We start from the raw sequence: 24405 nt of genomic DNA, 5'->3' as shown, positions 1-24405 counted from the left end.
TGGACAATTAGTCTCGGCGCCATGACCAGCGGGACCGAAAATGCCCAAGTGACGCCGATGATGGCTCAGTATCTGAGCATCAAGGAAGCGCATCCGGATTGCCTTCTGTTTTACCGGATGGGCGATTTCTATGAATTGTTCTTCGACGACGCCAAGCAGGCGGCGGCATCGCTCGACATCGCGCTGACCAAGCGCGGCCAGCATCTGGGCGAGGCCATCCCGATGTGCGGTGTGCCGGTTCATGCGGCCGAAACCTATCTGTCGCGCCTGATCAAGAAAGGCCACCGGGTCGCCGTCTGCGAACAGACGGAAGACCCCGCCGAAGCCAAGAAGCGCGGGTCGAAATCCGTTGTCCGGCGTGAGATTGTCCGGGTCGTGACCCCGGGCACCCTGACCGAGGACACGCTGCTGGACGCGCGGTCGCACAATTATCTGGCGGCCCTGGCCCGCACCGGGGCCGACGGCTATGCCCTCGCCTGGTGCGACATGTCGACCGGCCAGCTGCTGTGCCAGCCGGTCACGGCGGCCGGCCTGGCCTCCGCCCTGTCCCGCATTGCGCCGGGCGAACTGGTCCTGGGTCAGAAACTGGTTGCCGAGGACAGTCGGTTCTACGAACTGTTCCGGGAATGGCAGGACCGCCTGACCCCGCTGCCGGACAGCCGATTCGATTCCGCCAATGCGGAACGGCGGCTGAAAGACGCTTTCGGTGTCGCGGCGCTGGACGCGTTCGGGGATTTCGACCGGGCGGAACTGGCTGCGCTGGGGGCGCTGGTCGAATATCTGGAACTGACCCAGGTCGGCAAGTTGCCGCGCCTGGAGCCGCCCCAGCGCCTGTCTGTCGGCGCGCTGATGGAGATCGATCCGGCGACCCGCCGCAATCTGGAAATCACCCGCACCCTGACCGGCGAGCGCACCGGCAGCCTGCTTTCCGCCGTCGACCGCACGGTGACAGGGCCCGGTGCACGCCTGCTTGCCAGTCGCCTGTCCGCGCCGTTGACCGATCCCATCGCCATCGGCGATCGGCATGACGCTGTTTCCTGGTTCCTGGAGCGTGCCGACCTGCGCGGCGATCTGCGTGAATCGCTGAAGGGGGCACCGGATCTGGAGCGGGCGCTCGGCCGTCTGACCATCGGACGCGGTGGGCCGCGCGATCTGGTCGCGCTGCGCACCGGTCTGGCGCTGACCGCGACATTGAAAACGATCCTGGCAGCCGACGATCCGGTGACGGAAATCGCCCGTGCCCTGGAGGATCTGGGCAATCACGACATCCTGGTCGAACGCTATACCCGCGCCCTGAAGGAAGAGGTGCCGCCCGTTGCCCGCGACGGCGGATTCGTCGCGCCCGGTTATGCGCCGGAACTGGACGAGCAGGTCACCCTGCGCGAGGAAGGTCGCCGCCTGATCGCCGATCTGGAGGCACGCTACCGCCAGGATACCGGCGTCGACGGGCTGAAGGTCAAGTACAACAATGTGCTGGGCTGGTTCGTCGAGGTCACAGCCAAGAATATGGAAAAGATCGGCGAGCCCTTCATTCACCGTCAGACCATGGCCAACGCGGTCCGCTATACGACGGTCGAACTGAACGAACTGGCGCGCAGGATCTCCGAAGCCGGCGACCGGGCCCAGGCCATCGAACTGGAAATCTTCGACGATCTGGTCGAAGAGGCACGGCAACGGGCGCGTGAGATCGGGCTGGCGGCGCGGGCCCTGGCGGCACTGGACCTCTATGCCGCCGCCGCCGACCTGGCCGATGCACGCGATTACCGCCGCCCCCAGGTCGACGCTTCCCTGTCCTTCGAGATCGAGGGCGGGCGTCACCCGGTGGTCGAAGCGGCCCTGGCCGCCCAGGCCGACGGGCAGAGCTTCGTCGCCAATGACTGCGATCTGGGCCGCGACAACCGGTTGTGGCTCGTCACCGGCCCGAACATGGCCGGTAAATCGACCTTCCTACGTCAGAACGCCCTGATCGCGATCCTGGCCCAGGCCGGGCTCTTCGTTCCGGCACGAAAGGCCCATATCGGCGCGGTCGACCGCCTGTTCAGCCGGGTCGGGGCGGCGGACGATCTGGCGCGCGGCCGGTCGACCTTCATGGTGGAGATGGTCGAGACCGCGACCATCTTGAATCAGGCGACCGACCGGTCGCTGGTCATTCTGGACGAGATCGGGCGCGGCACCGCGACCTTCGACGGGTTGTCCATCGCCTGGGCCTGCGTCGAGCATCTGCACGAGGCCGCCAAATCCCGCGCCCTGTTCGCGACCCATTATCACGAATTGACGGCGCTGGCGGAGCGGCTGCCCGCGCTCAGCCCGCATTGCATGCGGGTCAAGGAATGGGAGGGCCAGGTCGTCTTCCTGCACGAGGTCGCGGCCGGCGCCGCCGACCGATCCTACGGCATCCATGTCGCCAAGCTGGCCGGCCTGCCGCCCGCTGTGGTCACCCGCGCCGAAGAGGTCCTGCACGCCCTGGAAAAGGGTGAGCAATCCGGCGCCGTCACCCGTCTGGTCGACGATCTGCCCCTGTTCCGCGCCATGAGCCAACCGGTCCAGCCAATCGCCAGGGAAACCGGTCCAAGCGAGGTCGAGAAGGCCCTGGCCGCCATCAACCCGGACGACCTGACCCCGCGCGAGGCGTTGGATGCGCTCTATCGTCTGCGGGACCTGCTGCAGGATGGCTGAGGCCCGCCCTGTCAACCTCGCCCTGCAGGGCGGCGGCGCGCATGGGGCGTTTACCTGGGGCGTTCTCGACTATCTGCTGGAACACGGGCTGATCCGCATCGACGCGATCAGCGGCACGTCGGCCGGGGCGATGAACGCGGTCGTTCTGGCCTCCGGCTATGAAGCGGGCGGCGCCGACGGCGCGCGGCAGGCCCTCGCGGATTTCTGGGAAGGCGTTGCCGATGTCGGCCGCTGGTCGCCGATCCAGCGCACCTTGATCGACGTCTTCATGGGGCAGTGGAGCCTGGAGAATTCGCCCGGCTATCTGATGATGGATCTGCTGGGGCGGATCGCGTCGCCCTATGACACCAATCCGCTGAACATCAATCCGCTGCGCCCGCTGCTGGAAGAGCATGTCGATTTCGACCGAGTCCGGCGCTGCAGCAAGATGCAGTTGTTCCTGTCGGCAACGAATGTCGAAACCGGCCGTGTCAAGGTCTTCACCGGGGCGCGGATCGACGCCGATGTCGTCCTGGCCTCCGCCTGTCTGCCGTTCCTGTTCCAGGCGGTGGAGATCGACGGCGCGCCCTATTGGGATGGCGGCTATATGGGCAATCCGGTCCTGTTCCCGTTCTTCAATGCCTGCGCCACGAATGACGTGGTGATCGTCCAGATCAACCCGATCGAGCGCAAGGGCGTGCCGCGCAGCGCCCGGGAAATCCTGGACCGGGTCAACGAGATCACCTTCAACGCCAGCCTGCTGCGCGAGTTCCGCGCCATCGATTTCGTCGGACGCATGCTGGAGGAGGGGCGGCTGGACCCGGCGCGCTACAATCAGGTCCGGGTTCATATCATCGGGGATGCCCGCCTGCAGGAACTGGGCGCGTCGTCGAAACTGAACACCGAATGGCGTTTCCTGCAGCATCTTCGCGATATCGGGCGGGACGCCGCCGAAATCTGGACCGAGCGGGATTTGCCTTTCGTCGGGAAACGCGCCACGGTGGATCTGCGTGCCATGTTCCAGGGCGCGCGGGACAGCGCCTTCGAAACCGACGAGACACGCGACACATGATTGGCCGATATCTGAAACGCCGCCGGGAGTTCGCTCACGAACGGGAAGAAGGCAAGGACGAGGAATTGCATCCCGTCGCCAAGGCTGCCTGGCAGGGCTATGCGGACTATCGCAAGGAAATGGACCGTCGGCGCCAGATCCCGGCATGGCGCGACCTGTCGATCAAGACAATGGCGACGATCGCTGCAGTCCTGGTCGCCCTGTTGATGGCCGCGGACTATATCGCCAATCTACTGGGGTGACGGCGCCGCGGGCGCGGGTCTAAACTGCGCCGCGACGACGTAACCCGCCGTAAACCGAACGTCGAACAGGGGAACCAATGATGTTACGACCGTTTCTGGCCGCCGCTGCGATGGTGGTCGCGCTCTCCACCGGGCAAACCGCGATGGCACAGGATTTCGCACCGTTCCTGGGTCACTGGAAAGGGTCCGGAATCTCCGAGACGGAGGACAGCATCTATTTCGCGGTCACCGTGCGCGACATGGATGTCGTCATCGAAAAGGTCAGCGAGACCTCGTTTCGGCTGAGTTGGACCACGATCACCCGGGAATCCGGTGATCCGGACAATCCCGACATCAAGAAAAGCAGCGCCACCCTGGTCTTTGACGCGACCGGGCAGCCCGGGGTGTATCGCACGGCCGAGACCGGCGACCCCCTGAAATCGGAGCCGGTCTGGTGGAGCCGCGTCGAGGGGGATTCGCTGTTCACCTACATGCTGCGCATCCGCGAAGACGGCACCTGGCAGGTTCAGAAATACACCCGCACGGTTTCCGGCCAGGGCATGACCCTGACCTATCAGCGGATCACCGACGGCACCTCCGAAAGACAGGTGCGCGGCCGGTTGGTGAAACACGCCCAGTAGGACAGTCAGTCCTGGAACCAGGCCCGCCAGGCTGGTGAATCCGCGACGATGCGTGCGATACGCTGGTGTCCCGCATCGTCCGGATGCACGCCGTCCCCTGCATCCATGCCGGCGTCCCAGTCCGAATCCTCCGCCAGCATGTCGTGCAGATCGACATACGGGACACCGAGATCGGCGGCGGTTTCCCGATACGCTAGGTTCAGCGCCGCCGTACGCTCCCGGTCGAAAGTGTAGCGTACACCCGGGCCCGGCTGGATGGACGGCGGACTGCGCCGCACCGGCGTCATGCCGATCCACAGTGTTGGCTTCCAGGCCGCGGCCTCCCCGATCATCGTCCTGGCCGCCGCGACGGATTCATCATGCGGCACCCGTACGCCATCGCCGTTAAAGTCAGCGCAATCGTTCAATCCGAACATGAAGACCAGGCGCCCGGCGACATGGTCCGGCAGGCGCGGTCCAACCTCCGCCCGCCAGCGTCGCGCGATGTCCAGGGACGTCTCGGCCCGTATGCCCAGATTGTAGCAACTGATGTCATGGCCGCGTCGGGTGGTTTCCTCGGCGCTGAGATAGGACGGCCAGCCCCGGCAGCCCGCGTCACCGGTCCCGACCGTCACGCTGTCTCCCAGGAAACAGATTCTCACCACCGTCATCGGCTTGCCCCTCCCCTCTCTTTCAATCGTTCCAGCAGGGCCGCGCGATCTTCCATGAAGTCGCCCAGGACCCAATCCTCCTCAATCCGCCGCAAGGTCTCGCCGATGGCCGGGCCCGGTGCCATGCCGACCCCCAGCGCATCGCGACCGGACAGGGGGAATTCGGGCGGTATCCAGTCGGATGCGGCGCGGATCAGATTGTCCCAACGCCGGTCCCCGTCCCGCGCCCGGTTCAATAATGCGCGATCCCGGGCCAGTTCCGTCCCCAGGCGATAGACCCACCGGCGTGCCGCGGCCGGATCGCCGGGCGGCTCCATCGCCGCGGCCATTGCGGCCAACCGATCCCGCTGTCGCCCCGAAAGCTTGAGCCGGTCAGCGACGGCCGCCATGCCGTCGGACCCGACCGGACACAGCACCGCGAGGCGACGCACGGCATCCGGCCGCGGTTCCAGGCGGCACATCTCCGACAATGCGGGTACCGCGCCTGCCTCGGGCAGCCAGTAATCCAGAAATCCGCCTTCGATCAGCCCAGTCATCGTTTCGGCCGGCGCGGCGGCTTCAAGAAGGCGCAGCAGTTCCTTGGCGACACGTTCCGCCGAAAGGTCGCGCAGGCGGTCACGGAAACGACGACAGGCCGCCAGCCCATCCACATCATGCGACGACAGCCCCAACTGGGCATGGAATCGGAAGAACCGCAGGATGCGCAGATAGTCCTCGCGAATCCGCTCCGCCGGAGCTCCGATGAACCGCAGCCGCCCATTGCGAAGATCGTCCAGACCACCGTGGTAGTCCGACAGATCGCCGTGCCGGTCCGCGTAAAGCGCATTCATGGTGAAGTCACGGCGCAGGGAATCCGCGCGCCAATCCTGCGTGAAACGCACGACGGCGCGCCGACCGTCGGTTTCGACATCGCATCGAAGGCTAGTGACCTCGACAGTCCGGCTGGTCAGGACGGCAGTCACGGTGCCGTGGTCGATGCCCGTCGGTACGGATTTGATGCCGGCATCGTCCAATGCCCTGACGACCCCCTCCGGCGCCGCATCGACGGCCAGGTCGACATCATCGCTGGCACGTCCCAGCAAGGCATCCCGAACGCATCCACCGACAAAACGGGCGGTGATGCCGGATGCCTGCAGGGTGTCGATCAGGCGCCGAACCTCGGGCTCAGAGAACCAGGGCTGGGCCTGCAACAGGCCGCGCGGCGACGCAGGCTCCGTCATCATCGTCCCCGTCATTACGGTCCCCGTCAGTCCGGATCAGCGGGTTCCGGAATCGGTTCGAAATGCCCCGGCACGATTTCCCCGTCGACGATCTTGGCCGGAACCCAGCGTCCTTCCGGCAGCGGGTCCTTCTGAAAGAACAGGAAGACCAGAGCTCCGATGGCCAGCGTGCTGCCGGAAATGATCAGTTTCGACCAGGGAAAGGTCTGCCACGCCTCAAGGGGTTTACCGGATTCCTCGCGATCCTTCTTGCGGGACTGAAACCAGAACCAGACATAGTAGCAAAGGAACGGTGTCAGAAACGGCACCAGGATTGTCAGTATGGTTCTAACCATTGGCCCCTCTCAGATCGACGGCGCGGTCCGGTTCCGGCTGTGCGGCGCAGTCGAGAATATCGACAAGGCTGACGATCATGCCGGCGGTCGCCCCCCAGATGTAATAGTCGCCGAAGGGCATTGCGTAGAAACTGCGTGCCACCCCGGAAACCTTGCGTGAATGCCGTTGATGATTGGCCCGGTCCAACAGAAAGGCGAGGGGAACCTCAAAGATTTCCTCGACCTCGAACGGTTCCGGGCGCGGCTGGATCGGCGGTTGCAGGGCGCCGACGATGGGCGTGACCCGATAACCGGTCCGGGTGACATAGGAAGCCAGCCGCCCCAGCACCCGAACCCGGTCGCGCGGGATTGCGATTTCCTCTTCCGTCTCACGCAGGGCGGTTTCGATATCGTCCCGGTCACCGGGGTCGCGTCGGCCACCTGGAAAGGCAATCTGACCGGCGTGATCCTTCATTTGCGAGTTGCGTTTTGTCAGGATCACCGACAAGCCTTCGTCGCGCGGCACCAGAGGGATCAGCACGGAAGCCGGGATCAAGGTCTCGCGCAGCGGCCGCATATCGGGGTTCAGGTCCGAATCGCCACGCTCCGACCCGGGGGTCGAAGCGTCGATCAGGCATTGCGCTATTCGATCCAGATCCATTCCGGAAATCTCTCCCGACAGGTTCATTCCTGGGTAACCCGGCCCAGCGAAAAGCGGACCCCGGCGCTGGCGACCGTCAGTTCGGTCGCATCGCCATGATCGACCGACTCGGCCCGTTCGACCAGATCGTAAAACACCGGCCGCGCGATCAGGGCCTCCAGGCCGTCCCTCACTTCTATATAGGGCGACGGCTCGCCGGTTTCCGCATCGACGGACACTCGGATCGGATGCTCGGCGCCCGCGGTGACCCAATAATCCAGATTGGTCCGGAACCGCAGCACCGATCCCTGATCCGGGTCGACCTCCGCGACCATCTCAACCGCGACGAACGGTGCGTCCTCAACCTGGATTCGGCCCTTCTCCGCCGGCGTGACCAGCCAGAAATCACCGTTCTCATCGCGTTGCAGCACCGTGGCGAACAGCTGGCACAGCTTCTGCCGGCGAATCGGATCGCCCCGATAGGTCCAGGTCCCGTCCCGGCGGATCGCGATGTCGAAATCCACATAGCGGTCCGGCCAGGGAAACCCGGCCAGACCTTCGCCAGATTTCATCAACTCCTTGAGACTTTTGCGTGCCGGGGCTTGTTTCGACATCAAGCAGCCATCATCCTCTTGAATAGTATCCGCCGTGCCGTTTCGAGGCCGGAGCCGAGATCTGAAATACGGTCCGACGCACGGCCGCAACTGTCAACGTCGCCCCGACGGCGGCTTACATCAAGGGAGAGGTCGACCGTGACACAGGATATGGAGCGGATGACAGGCGCCGCCAAGCAGGCATCGATTGAAGCGAGCGCCCAGGACCTTGCCGCCGAGATGGAACAGGTCGGGGAGAAGCTGGGCGCCGTGCGCGCGCAGATCCGTCAGGTCTTTTTCGGCCAGGATCGGGTGGTGGACGAAGTTCTGACCACGTTGCTGGCCGGCGGGCACGGATTGCTGGTCGGCGTGCCCGGCCTCGGCAAGACGCTGCTGGTCGAAACGCTCAGCAAGGTTCTGGGTCTCGATTCACGTCGGGTCCAGTTCACCCCGGACCTGATGCCGGCCGATATTCTTGGATCCGAAGTGCTGGAGGTCGACGATTCCGGAAAGCGCAGTTTCCGCTTCGTGCCGGGCCCGGTCTTCACGCAGCTTCTGATGGGCGACGAGATCAACCGCGCCAGCCCGCGCACGCAATCGGCGTTGCTGCAGGCGATGCAGGAAAATACCGTCACCGTCGCCGGTCACCCCCACGCGTTGCCGTCACCGTTTCACGTGCTGGCGACCCAGAACCCTATCGAGCAGGAAGGAACTTACCCGCTGCCGGAGGCGCAGCTGGACCGATTCCTCTGTCAGATCGACATTCACTACCCGGATCTCGGTTCCGAACGCGAAATCGTCTTGAAGACCACCGGGGTCACGCTGGCGGGGGTGACCGAAAAACTGACCGCGGCCGAACTCAGCCATGCGCAAACTCTGACCCGCCGGATACCGGTCGGCGAGGCCGTGGTCGACGCCATCCTGCGCCTGGTGCGCAACGGGCGGCCGGAGTCGACCGAGCTGGATATCGTTCGGGAACGCGTCTCCTGGGGGCCCGGGCCCCGGGCCAGCCAGGCGCTGATGCTGGCCTGCCGCGCCCGCGCCCTGCTGCAGGGCCGTCTGGCCCCGTCCAGCGACGACATCGCGGCCCTGGCCAAACCGGTCCTGCGCCATCGCATGGCACTGAGCTTTGCCGCCCGCGCGGAAGGGCACGATATCGATCGCACGATCGATAGTCTTGTGGAGGCCAGCGTCTGAGCCGATGAGCGCCGCCACCCCGCCCACCACCACGCCGAATACCGGTGATACTCCGGCCCGGGTCGCCCGGGCGGAGGCCCTTGGTGAAGGGCTGCCGCCGCTGCTGATCGCCGCGGAACGGGTTGCCGCCACGGTGGCGCAGGGCGTGCACGGCCGTCGCCGCATCGGCACGGGCGAGACCTTCTGGCAATATCGGCTTCACGGCACCCACGATTCCGCCCATGCCGTCGATTGGCGTCGGTCCGCGCGCTCCGACGATCTGTTCGTGCGCGAGACGGAATGGGAGGCCTCGCAAAGCGTCTGGATGTGGTCGGACCGCAGTCCGTCGATGCATTACCGATCCCGGAAATCCCGCCCGACCAAAGGGGACCGCGCCACGCTGCTGCTGCTGGCGACCGCGGCGGCACTGCTGCGCGGCGGGGAGCGTATCGGGCTCCTTGGGCATGACAAGCGGGCCAGCGGCGGCCGAACCGGCCTGAAGAGATTGGCGGAGCGCTATCTGGCGCTCGGCGACCTGGATGCCGCCTTTCCGGCATCGGTCGACCTGCCGAAACACAGTCAGGGTGTCCTGATCAGCGACTTTCTGGCGCCGATAGACGTCTGGGAACGGCGTTTCGCGGAGTTTTCGCAACAATTCGTGGGCGGTCTTGCGGTGCAGGTTCTGGATCCGGCCGAGGAAACCCTGCCCTTCACCGGAAGAGCCCGTTTCCTGGGGCTGGAGGCCGAGGGCGAGTTCATGGCGGAGCGGGTCGAGACCCTGCGTCCAGATTACCGCAACCGGCTGGCCGCCCATCGCGACGCCCTGCGCCATGCCGCGCGTGCCGCCGGCTGGGATCTGCTGGTGCACCATACGGACAGGTCGGCGGAACAGGCCCTCATGTCGATCTATGTCGCACTCGCCAGGCAGGGAGGCTGATCCAGCATGCTGAGCCTTGGCCCTCTGGCCTTCACCGCACCCTGGCTGCTGCTCGGCCTGTTCGCCCTTCCACTACTCTGGTGGCTGCTGCGGTTGATGCCGCCGGCGCCCAGGCGCATTCCCTTCCCCGCCATCCGGCTGCTGTTCGGCCTGAAGGGGGAGGAAACCACACCGAAGGCGGCGCCCTGGTGGCTGACCATCCTGCGTCTTGCGATCGCGGCCCTGGTCGTCGTGACGGCGGCGCGGCCCGTGCTGAACCCGGACTGGTCGCTGACCGGAGCCGGCCCTGTGGTGCTCGTCATCGATGACGGATGGTCGGCCAGTCCGGCCTGGGACGCCCGGCTGGCTCGTGCCGAGGCGCTTCTCGACACGGCAGAACGTTCGGACCGCCCGGTCTTCCTGATCCTGGGCGCCCCGCCATCGGATGGTGAGCCGCTTGAAGCAGGACGCCTGCTGTCCGCCGAGGCCGCCCGTCGCATCGTGGCGGCGCTGGAGCCAAAGCCCTGGCCCGTCGACCGCGAGGCCATGACCGCCGCCGCGCGCCGCATCGCACAGGAAGGCGCGTCGGGTGATGTGTTCTGGCTGGCCGATGGGCTGCACTCCGAGAGGACGGCCGATTTTGCCGCCAGCCTGGGGCAGATCGGGTCGCCCACGGTGCTGATTCCGGACCTCTCGCTGGGACCGATGCTGATCGATCCGCCGCCGCGCGGAGAAACCGTGTTGAGCGCGACCCTGCGCCGGCCAGCGGCCAATGCGGAGACCCGGGTTGCCGTGGTCGGATACAGCGAAGACGGCCGCCCGCTGCTGCGGCAGGACGTGACGCTGGCGACCGGAGAGGCCGAAAAGACGGTCGCACTCGATCTGCCCACGGAGTTGCGTAACGATCTGGCCCGGCTGGTTCTGGAGAACCGCCAGGGGGCCGGGTCCGCGGCACTTCTGGATGAACGCTGGAGCCGACGCCCGATCGGTATCATTGCCGATATCGGCAGCCGCGAGGCCTTGCCGCTGCTGTCCGAAATATACTTTCTGGACCGCGCCCTGAAGCCGCTGGGGCAGGTTGACCGCGGCCCGACCGAAATCCTCCTGCGCCAGCAGCAGTCGGTCCTGCTGCTGCCGGATGAAACCGTACTGGAAACCGATGACTTCGGCCGGCTGAACGAGTGGATACAAGCCGGCGGCATGCTGATCCGCTTCGCCGGGCCGCGCCTGGCCTCCGAAGTCGACGACCCGCTGGTTCCCGTCGCCCTGCGCAGCGGCGGCCGGCAATTGTCCGGGGCGATGTTGTGGACCGAACCGGCACGCATCGGACGTGTCGCCGAGGACGGCCCCTTTGCCGGCATGGAGATTCCCGGGGATGTCGCGATCACGCGCCAGGTTCTGGCCGAGCCATCTCTGGAACTGGACCGAAAGACATGGATGCGCCTGGCAGATGACACGCCGCTGGTCACCGCCGACCGGCGCGGCGACGGCTGGCTGGTCCTGGTTCACACCACCGCGAATACCGAATGGTCCGACATGGCGATTTCCGGTCTGTTCGTCGACATGCTGGGCCGGTTGAGCAGTATGGGCCGCGGTGTCCGGGATGCCGCCGGCGACAAGGGCACCGCCGCCCCCTATCGCACGCTGGACGGCTTCGGGCGTCTGGGAGAACCTCAGAGTTCGGCCCGTCCGATCCATGTCGACAACCTGGACATTCTGACCGTTTCCCCCGCTGCACCGCCCGGTTTCTATGGCACGCAGAAAGTCCGGGTCGCGGTCAATCTGGGCGATCGCGTACCGGCCCTGGCGCCGATGGTGGACATTCCGGGCGGCACGGTGACGGCCGGGTTCGAGAAGCAGGAGGAACGACCGCTCGCCCCCTATCTGCTTTTGGCCGCACTGGCCCTGCTGCTGTTCGATACGGCTCTGACGGTCGTGCTCCGCGGATATTCGCTGACCGGATCGCGCGGGGTCACGACGGCTGTCGTCATGACGCTGGTTCTGATCGGCGGCGGTGTCGACCCTGCCGCCGCCCAGGACCCGGTCTCGGAAATCCCCGCCGGGGCCCGCGACACGGTGCTGGCCTATGTCCTGACCGGCGATCCGCAGGTCGATTCCGTCAGCGCCGCCGGCCTGCGCGGATTGAGCGACATCCTGCGTCAGCGCACCGCGGTGGAAACCGGCGATCCTGTCGGCGTCGACATCGACAGCGACGAACTCGCATTCTATCCGCTGCTGTACTGGCCGGTTCTGGAGGATGTCGGAACGGTCAGCGCACCGGCCGCCGATCGCCTGAACCGTTTCATGGCCGGGGGCGGTCTGATCCTGTTCGATACCCGCGACGGCCATCTGGCCGGCAGCCGTATCATGTCCGGATCCGGCGGCCTGCGCCGGTTGGCCGAACAGTTGAACGTGCCGCCCCTGGCAACCGTGCCGCCCGAACATGTCCTGACGCGCAGCTTCTACCTGATGCAGGATTTTCCCGGCCGCTGGGACGGGGGAACGGTCTGGGTCGAAACCGGTGCGTCGATCTCGAACGACGGTGTCTCGCCGGTGGTCGTCGGCGACGCGGACTGGGCCGCAGCCTGGGCGATCGACGAATTGGGCCGGCCGATGTTCCCGATCGGCGACGACGGACGCCAGCGCGAGATGGCCTACCGGTTCGGCGTCAACCTGGTGATGTACACGCTGACAGGGAACTACAAGGCGGACCAGGTTCATATCCCCTCCATTCTCGAACGGCTGGGGCAATAGACGATGAGCGGTTACGCAATCGACTTCGCACCCTATCTGCCGCTCTGGCTTCTGGCCTCCCTTGCCGGTGCCTTGGCGCTTGTCTTCGCCTACCTGGCGCTTCGCGGCATTCCGGGCACGGTGTTCCGCGCCGCCCTCGCCTTCCTGCTGCTGCTCGGCCTGGCCAATCCGTCGATCCTCGAGGAGCGTCGACGGCCGAACTCGGATGTCGCGCTTCTGATCGTCGATGAGACACCGTCCCAGGCAGCCGTCGGGCGCATCGCGCAGACCCGCGCGGCCGCGGACCGGATGGAGGAGGCGCTGACCCGATACGAAGGAGAACTGGAAGTCCGCCGGATCGTCCTGCGCCATGACAGCATTGCGGACGGCGCCGATGGGACCCTGGTCACCGCGGCCGCGCGCGAAGCCTTGGCCGACATTCCGGCACGGCGCTATGCCGGGGCGATCCTGATCACGGATGGCCAGGTCCATGACGCAGACTCCCTGTCGGATCTGCCGCCCGGGCCGCTGCATGCCCTGATCGCGGGAGAGCGCAACACCCCCGACCGCCGGCTGGTCGTGGTCGAAGCCCCCAGCTTCGGCGTCGTCGACGAACAGATCGAGACGATCATCCGGGTCGACGACCCGACGGCCGCCCCGGGCGATACGATACGCCCGACCCTGTCCGTCGACGGAAGCCCGCAGCGCATTACCCGCATTCCTTTCAACGAGGATGTGACCATCGGTCTGACGCTCAGCCATCGCGGCCCGTCGATCATCGAATTGAGCGTCCCGGAACTGCCGGGCGAACTGTCGGTCGACAACAACCGCACCGTCCTGTCGGTCAACGGCGTGCGCGATCGTCTGCGGGTGCTGCTGGTCAGCGGTCAGCCCCATCCGGGTGAGCGGACATGGCGCAACCTCCTCAAATCCGACCCGTCGGTGGATCTGGTCCATTTCACGATCCTGCGGCCGCCGGAGAAACAGGACGGCACACCAATCGACGAACTGTCCCTGATCGCCTTCCCGACCCGGGAACTGTTCGAAGTGAAACTGAACGACTTCGACTTGATCGTCTTCGACAGCTATCGCCGCCGCGGCGTTCTGCCTTCACTCTATCTCGGTAATATCGTCGACTATGTACATGATGGCGGGGCCCTTCTGGACGCGGCCGGACCGGGTTTCGCCGGGCCGTTCAGCCTGTACCGCACCCCGCTGGGCGATGTGCTGCCGCCGGAACCGCTGGGCACGGTCTCCGAACGCCCGTTCCAGCCGACAGTGACGGAACGCGGCCTGCGGCATCCGGTCACAGCCGGCCTGCCCGGCGGTCCGGATCGCAGCGCCGCCGCCACTACCGCCAGTTGGGGAAGCTGGCTGCGTCAGGTCGATGTCGCGCCCCGTTCCGGCGATGCCATCATGACCGGTCTGGACGGTCAGCCGCTGATCACGCTGGACCGGGTCGGCGACGGCCGCGTGGCGCAGGTCAGCAGCGACCATATCTGGCTGTGGGCCCGGGGATATGACGGCGGGGGACCGCATGCGGAGCTGCTGCGCCGCCTGGCCCATTGGCTGATGAAGGAACCGGAGCTTGAGGAAGAGGACTTGAAGGCGGTGGCCGATGGCGACCAGCTGGATATTCGGCTTCGCACCCTTGAACAGCGCGCGGAACAGCCGGTTGCCGAGGTCGTCCTGCCGGATGGTGAACGCCGCGCGGTGCCGCTGGAATCCCTGTCGAACGGGCTGTTTGCCGGGACACTGCCGCTGACGCAGAGCGGATTGTACGAAATCACCGAGGGCGAACGGACAGTCCGCACCGCGGCCGGCGCCCTGAATTCGCTGGAGCAGTCCGACCTTGTTTCCACGGCCGCGATACTGGAGGAACCCGTCTCCGAGAGCGGCGGTCGTCTGCACTGGCTCGCCGATGGCGAACCGCCTGCGATCCGGCGGGTCGAGCCCGGACGTCCGACCGGCGGATCGGGGTGGATCGGCCTGACCCGGAACGGCGACTATACCGTCACCGGTCTCGATACCGCACCACTTCTCCCGGGTTGGTTGCTGATGCTCGCGGCCGGGCTGCTTCTGTCCCTAGCGTGGTACCGCGAGGCCCGATAGTCCGTCCCATTGCGTACTTGACGCCGGTCAGCGCGAATATGACACTTTCGCTCACTTGAGATTGACCTCAGAGACCGGATCCCGTTGAAGACGAACTCCGCCCGGATGGATGACTCAGAGTCGGACCATCCTGAAACCAGTTCCGCCGCCAAGCCACTCGGCCCCGAAGCCCGGGCCGATTTCATGCTGGAGCGCGGACTGACCTATCTGAACCATGGTGCATTCGGCGCCTGCGCCCGACAGGTCATGGCATCGGCACATTCCTTCCGGGAACGCATCGAGGGCCAGCCATCCCGTTTCATGACGGCCGAGTTGACCCCCCTGCTTCGGGAGACCGCAGACCGGCTGGGCCGGTATATGGGCGCGCGGGGCGACGATATCGTCTTTCTGGACAATGCCACGACCGCGATCAACGCCGTCCTGCGGTCCCTGGTACTGTTTCCGGGCGACGACATCCTGACCACGTCCCAGACATATGGCGCGGTGATGCGTACGCTGGAATTCGTCTGCGATCGGGCCGAGGCGCGGCTGATTCCGGTTCATCTGGATTATCCGGCGGTCGATGCGGACAATGTGGTCGAAACCATCGTGGACGCGATCACGCCGCGGACCAAGCTGCTGGTAATCGACCATATCACGTCCAAGACGGCCTCCATCCTGCCGATCGCGGAGATCGCGGCGGAGTGCAGCGAACGTGGGATTCTGGTTCTGGTCGACGGCGCGCATGGGCCGGGCATGGTTGAGACCGACATCGAGACGATGGGCGTGACCTGGTATACCGGCAATTGTCACAAATGGGTCGGGGCGCCGCGTGGCGCGGCCTTCCTATGGACGGCACCGGAGCGGCAGGCCTACCTGCGGCCGACGACGATCAGCCATCACGTCTCCCAGGGCTACAACCCCGCCTTCGACTGGCCGGGCACGAAGGATTTCACCCCCTATCTGACGGTCCCGGCCGCGCTCGATTACCGCGCCGAATACGGCGAGGAGCGCCTGCGGACCTATTGCCGGAACCTGGCGATCGAAGCCGGGGCCCATCTGGCGCGGGAAATCGAAACCGCGGTCGGCGTCCCGCCGGAAATGACAGGGTTCATGACGACGGTCCGGCTGCCGCCGGCCTTCGGGCGAGCCACGCAGGACGCAGCGAATGCCATCCGCCTGAAACTGCGAAACGAGCATGACATCGAGGTCGACATCCAGGCCTTTGAGGGCACGTTGTGGATGCGTCTCTCTTTCTATGTCTATAACGAGATGGAGGACGTCGAGCGGCTGGCCCGGGCGCTGAAGTCGCTCCGCGCCGCCTGATCCGCACCCTTTTTCAGGCTACCAGGTAAATCCGGCGCTGAAATAGGCCGGCACCGCCCCGTGTTCCGCGCCCAGCGCGGCGACCGTTTCCGGCGTCGCCGGTTCCGGCAGGTCCGTTCGGTGAATGCCGCCGGTAATGAACAGCCCATCCATGCCCGCCCCCGCCGCACCGGCAATGTCGTGCGACAGGGAATCGCCGATCCCCAGTCCTGCACCATCACGGATGCCGGTTTCGGCCCGAATTGCATCATAGGCATCCCGGCCGGGCTTCCCATGCCAGCGGACGGACCCGCCCATCGCCTCGTACATCTCGGCAATCGCACCGGGGCAGATTTTCAGCGACCCGTCCGGCTGCACACTGACGCGGTCCGGATTGGCGCAGGTCAGCGGCAGGCCACGGTCGAGTGCCCGGCGCAGGACCGGCTCATACGCGGCCAGGGAATCCCGGTCCGTGCCGGCACAGAGAATGAAATCGGCTTCGTCCACACTGTCCACTTCCTGGCAGTCCGTTCCTTCGACAATGCCGCGATCGGCATCCCAGGCGAACATGAGGAATTTCGGTCCCAGCGCGGCGTAGAACGGATCGTTCTGGTCGCGCAGGCCGCGATGAACCTGTTCGCCGGAGGTGATGCACAGATCGTAAAGCCCACGGTCGAACCCGAGGGCCGCCAGCCGCTTGTAGCTTTCCGCCACCCGCTTGCCGGAATTGGACAGCAACGCCACAGGCGCCCCGGTTGCCTTGAGCCGCGTCAGGGCCTCGACGGCGCCGGGATGGGGCTTCGCGCCGTCGTGAAGCACGCCCCACTGGTCGACCACGAACAGGTCGTAATCGGCAGCAATGTCGGACAATCCGGAAATCGGTCGGGGAATCTGCATGTCGGTCATGCCGGGGCTATGCCCGCTCCCCAGCCGGCGGTCAAGCACCGGCGACGGATCAGGCGCCCGATGGTTCCTTGCTGAGACGCGGCTCCCCGAAAAGATAGCCCTGACCGAAGTCGATGTTGAAATCGAGCAGTTCGACCAGCGTCGCCTCGGTTTCGATCCGGTCGACGATCAGATCGATACCGCGCCCGTCCAGGTCCTGTTTCAGATTGCGCAGTTCCGCGGCTTCCGCGCCGCCCTTGTTGAGGCGCTGCAGGACCGTCTTCGCCTCGATCTTGATATAGGCGAAGTGCTTCTCTTCCAGCATGTCGAGGTCGAGGTCCAGATCACGCACCCCGTCCAGGGAAAACCGGTAGCCCAGGCCGCCCAGCCGCTCAAAGTCCGGCGCCAGGGAGGACAGATCACCCCCGATATCGGTCTGGGAGAATTCGAGGACGAGATTCGGGGCCAGTTCCGAATGCGATTCCATGTATTCTATGAAGTCGCGGAAAAATTCCCGGTCACTCAAGGTGTGCGGCGCGATGTTGCAGAAGAAGGCGGCGGAGAAATCCTTGCGCCGCAGCTTCCGCAGCAGCTGCACACAGCGGAACAGCAGCATGTTGTCGATGGCCGTCAGCAACCCGGCGGAACGCGCGACATCGATATAGCGGTCCGGCCCGATGATCTCGCCATCGGCGGCGCGGATGCGGCTGAAACATTCATAGAAGCGGCGCTTGCGCTGCGGCAGGCTGACAATCGGCTGCAGATAGAGGTCAACCTTGTCGGCGCGCAAGGCCTCCCGGATGGTGGTCAGCAGCGCCTCGTCTTCCTGCAGGGCCGGAACCCGTGCCGCCGCCGTGCCGCGCGCGCCGGCGCCGGATACGACGCGCAGGCCCCCGCGCAGGGCCCGGCCCAGGCCGCCACCGGCCACGGCATCCTCCTGCTCATCCTCGAAGGCCGGGATGTCAGCCCGCGATCGCCCGATGGTCGGTTCCCGTTTCGGCGGCGCTGATTTCAGCGAAACCGACTCCTCCGACAGCGACATGGGCGGCTTTTCGCGCCCGGAATAGAGCTGCTCAACCAGATTGTGCAGAACGCGGACTTCGGCGCTGGCCTCCCGCATCGTCCGGTCGGATGCGGCGGCGCGATCCGGTGGCGGCGGCCGGCGCTCCTTCGCCGGGCGCTGACGCGGCGCGCGGGCCGCGCCCCCTTCATCGTCCGACAAAGCCATGCGTTCCAGCAGCGAGCGGGCGTCCTCTTCGGCTTCGTGACGGGATCGGCGCGACGTTTCCTGCTGCGACGATGCCAGCGCATTGATCGCGGCAGTCATCCGTTCACCGCCACCGTCTTCCACCGCCTCGAACAGGCGACGGATTTCGTCGCGGGCCAGGATCAGCTCTTCCCGGTTCCGGTCCAGCGCCCGCTTCAGGAGCAACAGGCGTCGCATGGATTTCACCGAATCCTCCCGCCGCAGATAACTTTCCTGCAGCAGGGCACAGGCCAGGAAGAAGACCAGCGCGATCAGGAGTGACGCCACCGCGTCCACACCGGGGATCACGCGATGCGCCAGCACGCCGATCGCCGATGCCAGCGTCACGTAGCAGAAGAAAATCAGCATATGCCAAACGCGGCTCATTCGGCTGTCCCGGAAGGCGGCGGTGGCGATTCACGCCGCCGGAAAGATGAAACCTTTATTGCAGTTCCTGAGGGTAGCAAAAATCCAAACTCAAAACACGCCCTTCGATCCGGTTTCGCAACGATCCGGATGGCGATGCCCTAACCCCCTAAAACCACGTAACTTTTAGCGGCTGTCAGCCCCTACGGCATCGGCGATCCGCGCAAACCCGTCCCGTGCCAGCAATTGCGGCAGGTCACGGGTGATTCGCGCGACCAGCCCCGGCCCCTCGAAAACCAGCGCCGAATAAAGCTGCACCAGCGTCGCGCCCGCCCGGATCTTGGCATAGGCATCTTCCGCCGATGCGATACCCCCGACCCCGATCAGCGGCACCTTGCCCCCCGTCAGCGCATAGACCCGACGCAGGACGGCCGTGGACGGCTGAAACAAGGGACGACCGCTCAACCCGCCGGTTTCCCCGGCATGTGCCGACCGCAGATTGTCCGGCCGTGCAATCGTCGTATTGGAAACGATCAGCCCGCCGACCCCCGAATCCATCGCAACCTCCGCAATGTTCTCCAGATCGGCATCCGCCAGATCAGGGGCGATCTTCACCAGGATGGGCGGTACGCAATCCGCAGGATCGGCCGCCTTGCGAACCGCCGTCACCAGATCACGCAGATGGTCGGGCGATTGTAGCGCCCGGAGACCGGGCGTGTTCGGCGACGAGACATTGATCGTGATGTAATCCGCGTATTTCGACAGCGCGGCGCTGCAGGCGGCATAATCCGCCGCCGCATCCTCGCTTGTCTTGTTCTTGCCGAAATTGACGCCCAGCGGCCCGGGCAAGGATCGGCGCCGCAATTCATGCAATCGCGCCGCCGCGGCGGAGGCCCCCTTGTTGTTGAAGCCCATCCGGTTGATCACCGCCTGATCCGGCGAAAGCCTGAACAGCCGCGGCTTTGGGTTGCCGGACTGCGGCAGCGGGGTGATCGACCCGACCTCGACAAATCCGAATCCCATCCCGAACGCCCCGGGCACGACATCGGCGTCCTTGTCGAACCCGGCGGCCAGCCCGACCGGCGACTTGAAGGTCAGTCCGAAGGCTTCGACGGCGAGCCGGGGATCCGGCTGCGCCCGGACCCTGGGCCCCAGACCGCAGCGCAGCGCGCGTATGGTCAGGGCATGCGCGTTCTCGGCATCGAGACACCGCACCAGCGGCAGGACGAGATCATGCAGGCTCATTATCGTCCGGCAGCTCTGGGAACACATGCAGGCCGTTCTGATCGACGGGCAGCGCCGCCGCAAGCCGGACCGCCTCAATCGGCACCGTGCCATAGACATGCGGGAACAGCGCCCCGCCGCGGGATTCCTCCCACACCAGATCGTCGCCCAGTGGCGCCTCGTCAACGCCCAGAAGGACAAGGTCGGGTTCCCCCGCACGATGCTTGCGTGCGCTCTCCACAATCTGGGACGCGGTCGAGAAATGCAGGAAGCCGTCGCCCCGGTCCGCATCGAGTCCGCGGTAGATTCCGGATTGCTGCGCCGCCTGCCATGCCTGTTGTTTTGCAAGATGGTAGATCATGGCGCCACACTATGACCGCCGGTCTTCCCCCGCAAGTCGATGGCACGAGACCGCAGATTTTGCGTGGACCAGAAAACACATTAGTTCTTGACTTGTTCTCATTATTGGTTAAGCTACAGACATGAACAGGGCACAATTGTGCCTGCAATCCGGGACCCGGATCGATCGCCGGACAATCCCCGGATCCACACCCCCGAACCCCTTCACCGACAACCGTTCCGCCCCGCGCCGACCGGGCCGGTGTCGCATGCGTCACAATCGAACCAATCCCGCGCATTGACCGACACCCCCGTAACGGCGGGCGGAACGGCCGGCATTCCCGGCCGCCACACCGATTCCAGGTAGTCCCGCGAATACGGTCTGACAGGCGACAACCGGACCCGGCCCATCACCGCCATTTCCAGATTTCTCTGAAAGGAAACCAGACATGTCCACAACCGTGGAACAGTCCTTTTCCCGGCAGTTCGAGGCTGAAGTCCACCTCGCCTATCAGCGAATGGGATCGAAGCTTCGCAACACCGTGCGAACGAAGGACGGAATCAAGGGCAGTTCAACCACGTTCCAGAAGGTCGGCAAGGGCACAGCCTCGACCAAGGCGCGTCACGGCAAGGTCCCGGTCATGAACATCGACCACGTTCCGGTCGAGATCTCACTGCAGGACTACTATGCCGGTGACTGGGTGGACGCGCTCGACGAAATCAAGCTGCGCCATGACGAACGGTCCGTGGTGGCGAATGCCGGCGCCTATGCGCTGGGTCGCAAGACCGACGAGTTGCTGATCGCCGCAATGGAAACGACGCCGGCGTCCCAGGATTCCGAAGACGGCACCACCGGCCTGACCAAATCCAAGGTCCTGGAAGCCTTCGAAATGCTGGGCGCGCTGGACGTGCCCGATGACGGGCAGCGCTATGCCATCATCGGCTGGAAACAATGGAGCGACCTGCTGGATATCGAGGAGTTCGCCAATGCGGACTATGTCGGCAATGACGACCTGCCCTGGCGCGGTACGCAGGCGAAACGCTGGCTCGGCACGCTATGGATGCCGCATTCCGGCCTGGCCCTCTCTGCGGGCGTTCGCAACGGCTACTGGTATCACAAGACGGCCGTCGGCCATGCCATCGGTCAGGACGTGAAGGCGGACATTACCTGGCACGGCGACCGGGCCGCCCATTTCGTCAACCACATGATGAGCCAGGGCGCCGGTGTCATCGATCCCACAGGGATCGTCCGCCTGCCCTGCCTCGAATCCTGATCGAAAGGACGCCGTATCATGGCATTCAAATCCCAGGACCTGAGCGTCATCGCTTATGCGAACGGATTCACGCTCTGGCATTACACGACCTCCGACCCGGCGACGGAGGTCGACACGACCGGCTACTTCAACGACGCCGCGACGATGCTGCGGGTCGGTGACATGATCCTGGCCAATACCGACACGGATGGCGGTCTGTCCTCCGGCATTCTGCACATTTCGTCGAATGACGACGGCACGGTGGATGTCGACGACATGACCGGCGTCGGAACCGGCGATACCGACTGACACGCACGGACGAATTCATCCCTCCCAACTGGGGCCGCCGGAATACGGCGGCCCTATTCTTTTCTGGAGGCCGCAATGGCATTGAACAGCATCCAACTGGCGAGCCAGGCATTGATCAAGATCGGGGCTTCGCCGATCTCGGACTTCGACGAGGGCTCCGCGGAAAGTACCGTTGCGGCCACCCTCTACGGATCGACCCGCGACGCGCTGCTGTCCGCCCATCCCTGGAACTTCGCCACCGCCCAGCGACAACTGTCCCGGTTGGAGGCTGTGCCGGTCGCCGATTTCGAATGCGCCTATCAACTGCCGGCGGACTTTCTGCGGGCCTTGTCTGCCGGCAGCTCCGATCGCGGGCGTGGCATAGACTTCAGAATTCTGTCGCATCGGCTCCACACCAACGCACCGGCTGTTACGCTGACCTACATCTTCCGGCCACCGGAGAACGCCTTCCCGCCCTTTTTTGATGAAGCGCTGATTGCCAGGCTGGCAGCCGAATACTGCCTTCCGATCACTGAGAGCACCTCACGCGCGGATGCCTTGCACCAGCTTGCGGAAGAGCGTTTCCGGACGGCTCGGCTGATCGACGCGCAGCAGGACACACCACCGCGCATTGACGACTATACGCTGGTCGGAGTGCGCGGGTGATGGCACGGATCAAGTCGATCAAGACCAATTTCACGGCCGGCGAGATATCACCACATCTGCTCGGTCGCGGCGACCTGACCGCCTACCAGAACGGTGCCGCCAAGCTGCGGAACGTCCGCATCTTTCCGACGGGCGGGGTTACCCGCCGTGCCGGCTTGCGCTTCGTATCCCCCGCCACCGGCCCGGGTCGCCTTGTCTCGTTCGAGTTCAATACCGAACAGGTGTACCTCCTGCTCTTCACCGATTTTCTCGTCACCATATTCTCCAACGACACGAGGATCATTGATCTGTCCACCCCATGGTCGGTGGACCAACTGCCCAACCTTACCTGGACACAAAGCGCCGATACGCTGCTGCTGGTGCACCCCGACGTTCCACCCAAACGCCTGACGCGCAAGGGCGCACAGGAATGGACGTTGAGTGACTGGAAATTCTTCGAGAAGGATGGCCGGATCCATCAGCCCTACTATCGCTTCGCCGATGAGGAGATCACGCTTCAGCCCAGCGCCACCTCCGGCCAGATTACCCTGACGGCTTCGTCGGATGTGTTCGAGATAGGGCATGTCGGAACCCGGTTTCGACTGTCCGACCGGGAGGTCCGGATCGATACCGTCATCGATGCCCGGCAGGTGACTGCGACCACACAGGAATCGCTGAGCGGCACCGGTCCGCACAAGGATTGGGAAGAAGCGGCATTTTCGGCCGTTCGGGGCTATCCGGTGTCCTGTTGCTTTCATCAGGACCGGCTGGTCATCGGCGGCAGCCGGGAGCTGACCAACCGCCTGTGGCTGTCCAGATCCGCAGATCTGTTCAACTTCGATCTGGGTGAGGCGGACGACGACGAGGCGATCGAGTTCGCCATTCTGTCCGATCAGGTGAATGCGATCCGCGCCGTCTTTTCCGGCCGGCATCTGCAGGTCTTCACCTCCGGCGCGGAATGGATGGTTACCGGCGACCCGCTGACGCCGTCGGCCATTCAGTTGAAGCGGCAAACACGCGTCGGGTCACCGGTCCACCGCGCCATACCGCCGCGGGACGTCGACGGCGCAACGCTGTTCGTGTCGCGTAGCGGCAAGGAACTTCGCGAATTCCTGTTCACCGATGTGGAGCAGGCCTACCAGTCCAATGACCTGGCAGTATTGGCCGGCGAAATGCTGCGCGATCCGATCGACCAGGATTTCCACAAGAGCGAACGCATCATGTATCTGGTCAACGGCGACGGGACTCTCGCGCTCGTCACCGTCTTCCGACCGGAGAAAGTGACCGCGTGGTCGCTTATCACGACAGACGGCGCCTTCCTGTCCATCGCGGTCGTCGGCGAAGATGTCTATGCCCTGATCGACAGACATGGCCGACATTCGGTCGAACGGTTTGACGACACACTGCTGACGGACTGCGCGTTTGCCGGACGGGTCGGAGATGGAGAGCCCGGGCGGCGCGTTTGGGGTGATCTTCCGCATTTGAACGGCTGGGAAGTCGACATTATCGGCGACGGGATCGTACGGGGACGCGAAACCGTTGCAGGGGACCGGATCACACTGCCCGCCGCGGTTTCCCAAATCGAGATCGGATTGCCCTATAGCCATGAAGTGGAGCCGCTTCCCCCGTTCATCCAAGGGGCGACCGGGGTGAGCCAGGGGACCGCCTTCCGCCTTGTCCGCGCGACTTTCAGGCTGCTCGAAACCGGCGCACTGACCGTCGATACCGGTCACGGGCTGAAACCGCTGTCCTTCGAGACGTTCGGAAACACGCGCTTTGACGAACCGACCCGGCTGATCACCGGCGATCGGACCGTTCGGGCGATTGGCTGGCATCGCGGCGACCCCAAACCACTCTGGCGCATCGAACAGTCCATCCCCCTGCCCTGCACGTTGCTGTCCGTCCTGACAGAAATTTCGTCCAACGGCTGAT

The 24405-nt window shown here is 65.1% G+C and carries 22 protein-coding genes; 13 read left to right on the top strand and 9 right to left on the bottom strand.

The window, feature by feature from the left end; all coding sequences use genetic code 11:
* The first annotated feature begins 21 nt into the window (after positions 1-21).
* The 4 genes from mutS to R8L07_09405 all read left to right on the top strand — a co-directional run bounded on the left by mutS (position 22) and on the right by R8L07_09405 (position 4589).
* On the top strand, positions 22-2676 hold the full coding sequence (mutS, locus tag R8L07_09420; protein ID MDW3205755.1) for a DNA mismatch repair protein MutS: 2655 nt from the start codon (positions 22-24) through the stop codon (positions 2674-2676).
* A complete protein-coding gene (locus R8L07_09415; protein ID MDW3205754.1) occupies positions 2669-3727 on the top strand; it encodes a patatin-like phospholipase family protein in 1059 nt (352 codons plus the stop codon). Before mutS ends, R8L07_09415 begins: the two co-directional genes overlap by 8 nt.
* Complete coding sequence (locus R8L07_09410; protein MDW3205753.1) at positions 3724-3969, top strand: hypothetical protein; 246 nt, start codon at positions 3724-3726, stop codon at positions 3967-3969. Before R8L07_09415 ends, R8L07_09410 begins: the two co-directional genes overlap by 4 nt.
* 77 nt (positions 3970-4046) lie before the next feature.
* On the top strand, positions 4047-4589 hold the full coding sequence (locus R8L07_09405; GenBank protein MDW3205752.1) for a hypothetical protein: 543 nt from the start codon (positions 4047-4049) through the stop codon (positions 4587-4589).
* A 5-nt stretch (positions 4590-4594) separates the two neighbouring features.
* Here the strand turns inward: R8L07_09405 and R8L07_09400 are convergent, their stop codons facing one another.
* Genes R8L07_09400 through R8L07_09380 form a run of 5 tightly spaced genes read right to left on the bottom strand, consistent with a single transcriptional unit; the run spans position 4595 to position 8027 of the window.
* Complete coding sequence (locus R8L07_09400) at positions 4595-5239, bottom strand: GDSL-type esterase/lipase family protein (GenBank protein ID MDW3205751.1); 645 nt, start codon at positions 5237-5239, stop codon at positions 4595-4597.
* Positions 5236-6474 (bottom strand): CCA tRNA nucleotidyltransferase, encoded by a 1239-nt coding sequence (locus R8L07_09395; GenBank protein ID MDW3205750.1) that lies wholly within the window; start codon positions 6472-6474, stop codon positions 5236-5238. The genes R8L07_09400 and R8L07_09395 overlap by 4 nt, the downstream gene beginning before the upstream one ends.
* An 11-nt stretch (positions 6475-6485) precedes the next feature.
* A complete protein-coding gene (locus tag R8L07_09390) occupies positions 6486-6794 on the bottom strand; it encodes a DUF6111 family protein (GenBank protein ID MDW3205749.1) in 309 nt (102 codons plus the stop codon).
* Entirely contained in the window at positions 6787-7434 is a 648-nt protein-coding gene (locus tag R8L07_09385; GenBank protein ID MDW3205748.1) for a CoA pyrophosphatase, read from the bottom strand. Before R8L07_09385 ends, R8L07_09390 begins: the two co-directional genes overlap by 8 nt.
* Positions 7435-7457: 23 nt before the next feature.
* Positions 7458-8027, bottom strand: coding sequence for a DUF1285 domain-containing protein (locus R8L07_09380; protein ID MDW3205747.1), 570 nt, complete (start codon positions 8025-8027; stop codon positions 7458-7460).
* Positions 8028-8186: 159 nt separating this feature from the next.
* Between R8L07_09380 and R8L07_09375 the strand changes: the two genes are divergently transcribed.
* The 5 genes from R8L07_09375 to R8L07_09355 all read left to right on the top strand — a co-directional run bounded on the left by R8L07_09375 (position 8187) and on the right by R8L07_09355 (position 16248).
* Entirely contained in the window at positions 8187-9203 is a 1017-nt protein-coding gene (locus tag R8L07_09375; protein MDW3205746.1) for a MoxR family ATPase, read from the top strand.
* Positions 9204-9207: 4 nt separating this feature from the next.
* Entirely contained in the window at positions 9208-10119 is a 912-nt protein-coding gene (locus tag R8L07_09370) for a DUF58 domain-containing protein (protein ID MDW3205745.1), read from the top strand.
* A gap of 6 nt (positions 10120-10125) precedes the next feature.
* Positions 10126-12852 (top strand): DUF4159 domain-containing protein, encoded by a 2727-nt coding sequence (locus tag R8L07_09365; protein ID MDW3205744.1) that lies wholly within the window; start codon positions 10126-10128, stop codon positions 12850-12852.
* A gap of 3 nt (positions 12853-12855) precedes the next feature.
* Positions 12856-14943 carry a hypothetical protein gene (locus R8L07_09360; protein MDW3205743.1) on the top strand — a complete coding sequence of 696 codons (2088 nt, stop codon included), beginning with the start codon at positions 12856-12858 and terminating at the stop codon, positions 14941-14943.
* Between the two features lie 105 nt (positions 14944-15048).
* Positions 15049-16248: an aminotransferase class V-fold PLP-dependent enzyme gene (locus R8L07_09355; GenBank protein MDW3205742.1), complete on the top strand. Its 1200-nt coding sequence runs from the start codon at positions 15049-15051 to the stop codon at positions 16246-16248.
* A gap of 18 nt (positions 16249-16266) precedes the next feature.
* Here R8L07_09355 and R8L07_09350 read toward each other — a convergent pair whose 3' ends face one another.
* The 4 genes from R8L07_09350 to R8L07_09335 all read right to left on the bottom strand — a co-directional run bounded on the left by R8L07_09350 (position 16267) and on the right by R8L07_09335 (position 20309).
* Positions 16267-17133, bottom strand: a complete 867-nt coding sequence (locus R8L07_09350) for a TIGR01459 family HAD-type hydrolase (protein MDW3205741.1) — start codon at positions 17131-17133, stop codon at positions 16267-16269.
* A 49-nt stretch (positions 17134-17182) separates the two neighbouring features.
* Positions 17183-18745, bottom strand: a complete 1563-nt coding sequence (locus tag R8L07_09345) for an EAL domain-containing protein (protein ID MDW3205740.1) — start codon at positions 18743-18745, stop codon at positions 17183-17185.
* Positions 18746-18910: 165 nt separating this feature from the next.
* Positions 18911-19969 carry a quinone-dependent dihydroorotate dehydrogenase gene (locus R8L07_09340; GenBank protein ID MDW3205739.1) on the bottom strand — a complete coding sequence of 353 codons (1059 nt, stop codon included), beginning with the start codon at positions 19967-19969 and terminating at the stop codon, positions 18911-18913.
* On the bottom strand, positions 19956-20309 hold the full coding sequence (locus R8L07_09335; GenBank protein ID MDW3205738.1) for a DUF952 domain-containing protein: 354 nt from the start codon (positions 20307-20309) through the stop codon (positions 19956-19958). The genes R8L07_09340 and R8L07_09335 overlap by 14 nt, the downstream gene beginning before the upstream one ends.
* 427 nt (positions 20310-20736) lie before the next feature.
* On the opposite strand from R8L07_09335, the gene R8L07_09330 reads away from it, so the two are divergent.
* From R8L07_09330 to R8L07_09315, 4 genes are all read left to right on the top strand, one after another.
* Positions 20737-21561, top strand: coding sequence for a phage capsid protein (locus tag R8L07_09330; protein ID MDW3205737.1), 825 nt, complete (start codon positions 20737-20739; stop codon positions 21559-21561).
* 18 nt (positions 21562-21579) lie between these two features.
* Positions 21580-21849, top strand: a complete 270-nt coding sequence (locus tag R8L07_09325) for a hypothetical protein (GenBank protein ID MDW3205736.1) — start codon at positions 21580-21582, stop codon at positions 21847-21849.
* Between the two features lie 75 nt (positions 21850-21924).
* Complete coding sequence (locus R8L07_09320) at positions 21925-22494, top strand: hypothetical protein (protein ID MDW3205735.1); 570 nt, start codon at positions 21925-21927, stop codon at positions 22492-22494.
* Entirely contained in the window at positions 22494-24404 is a 1911-nt protein-coding gene (locus R8L07_09315; GenBank protein MDW3205734.1) for a hypothetical protein, read from the top strand. Before R8L07_09320 ends, R8L07_09315 begins: the two co-directional genes overlap by 1 nt.
* Position 24405 lies beyond the last annotated feature (1 nt).

It is taken from the genome of Alphaproteobacteria bacterium, assembly GCA_033344895.1.
Classification (GTDB): domain Bacteria; phylum Pseudomonadota; class Alphaproteobacteria; order UBA8366; family Aestuariispiraceae; genus Pacificispira.
The sequence above is the reverse complement of the archived record's forward strand: the minus strand, read 5'-3'. Positions and strand labels throughout refer to the sequence as shown.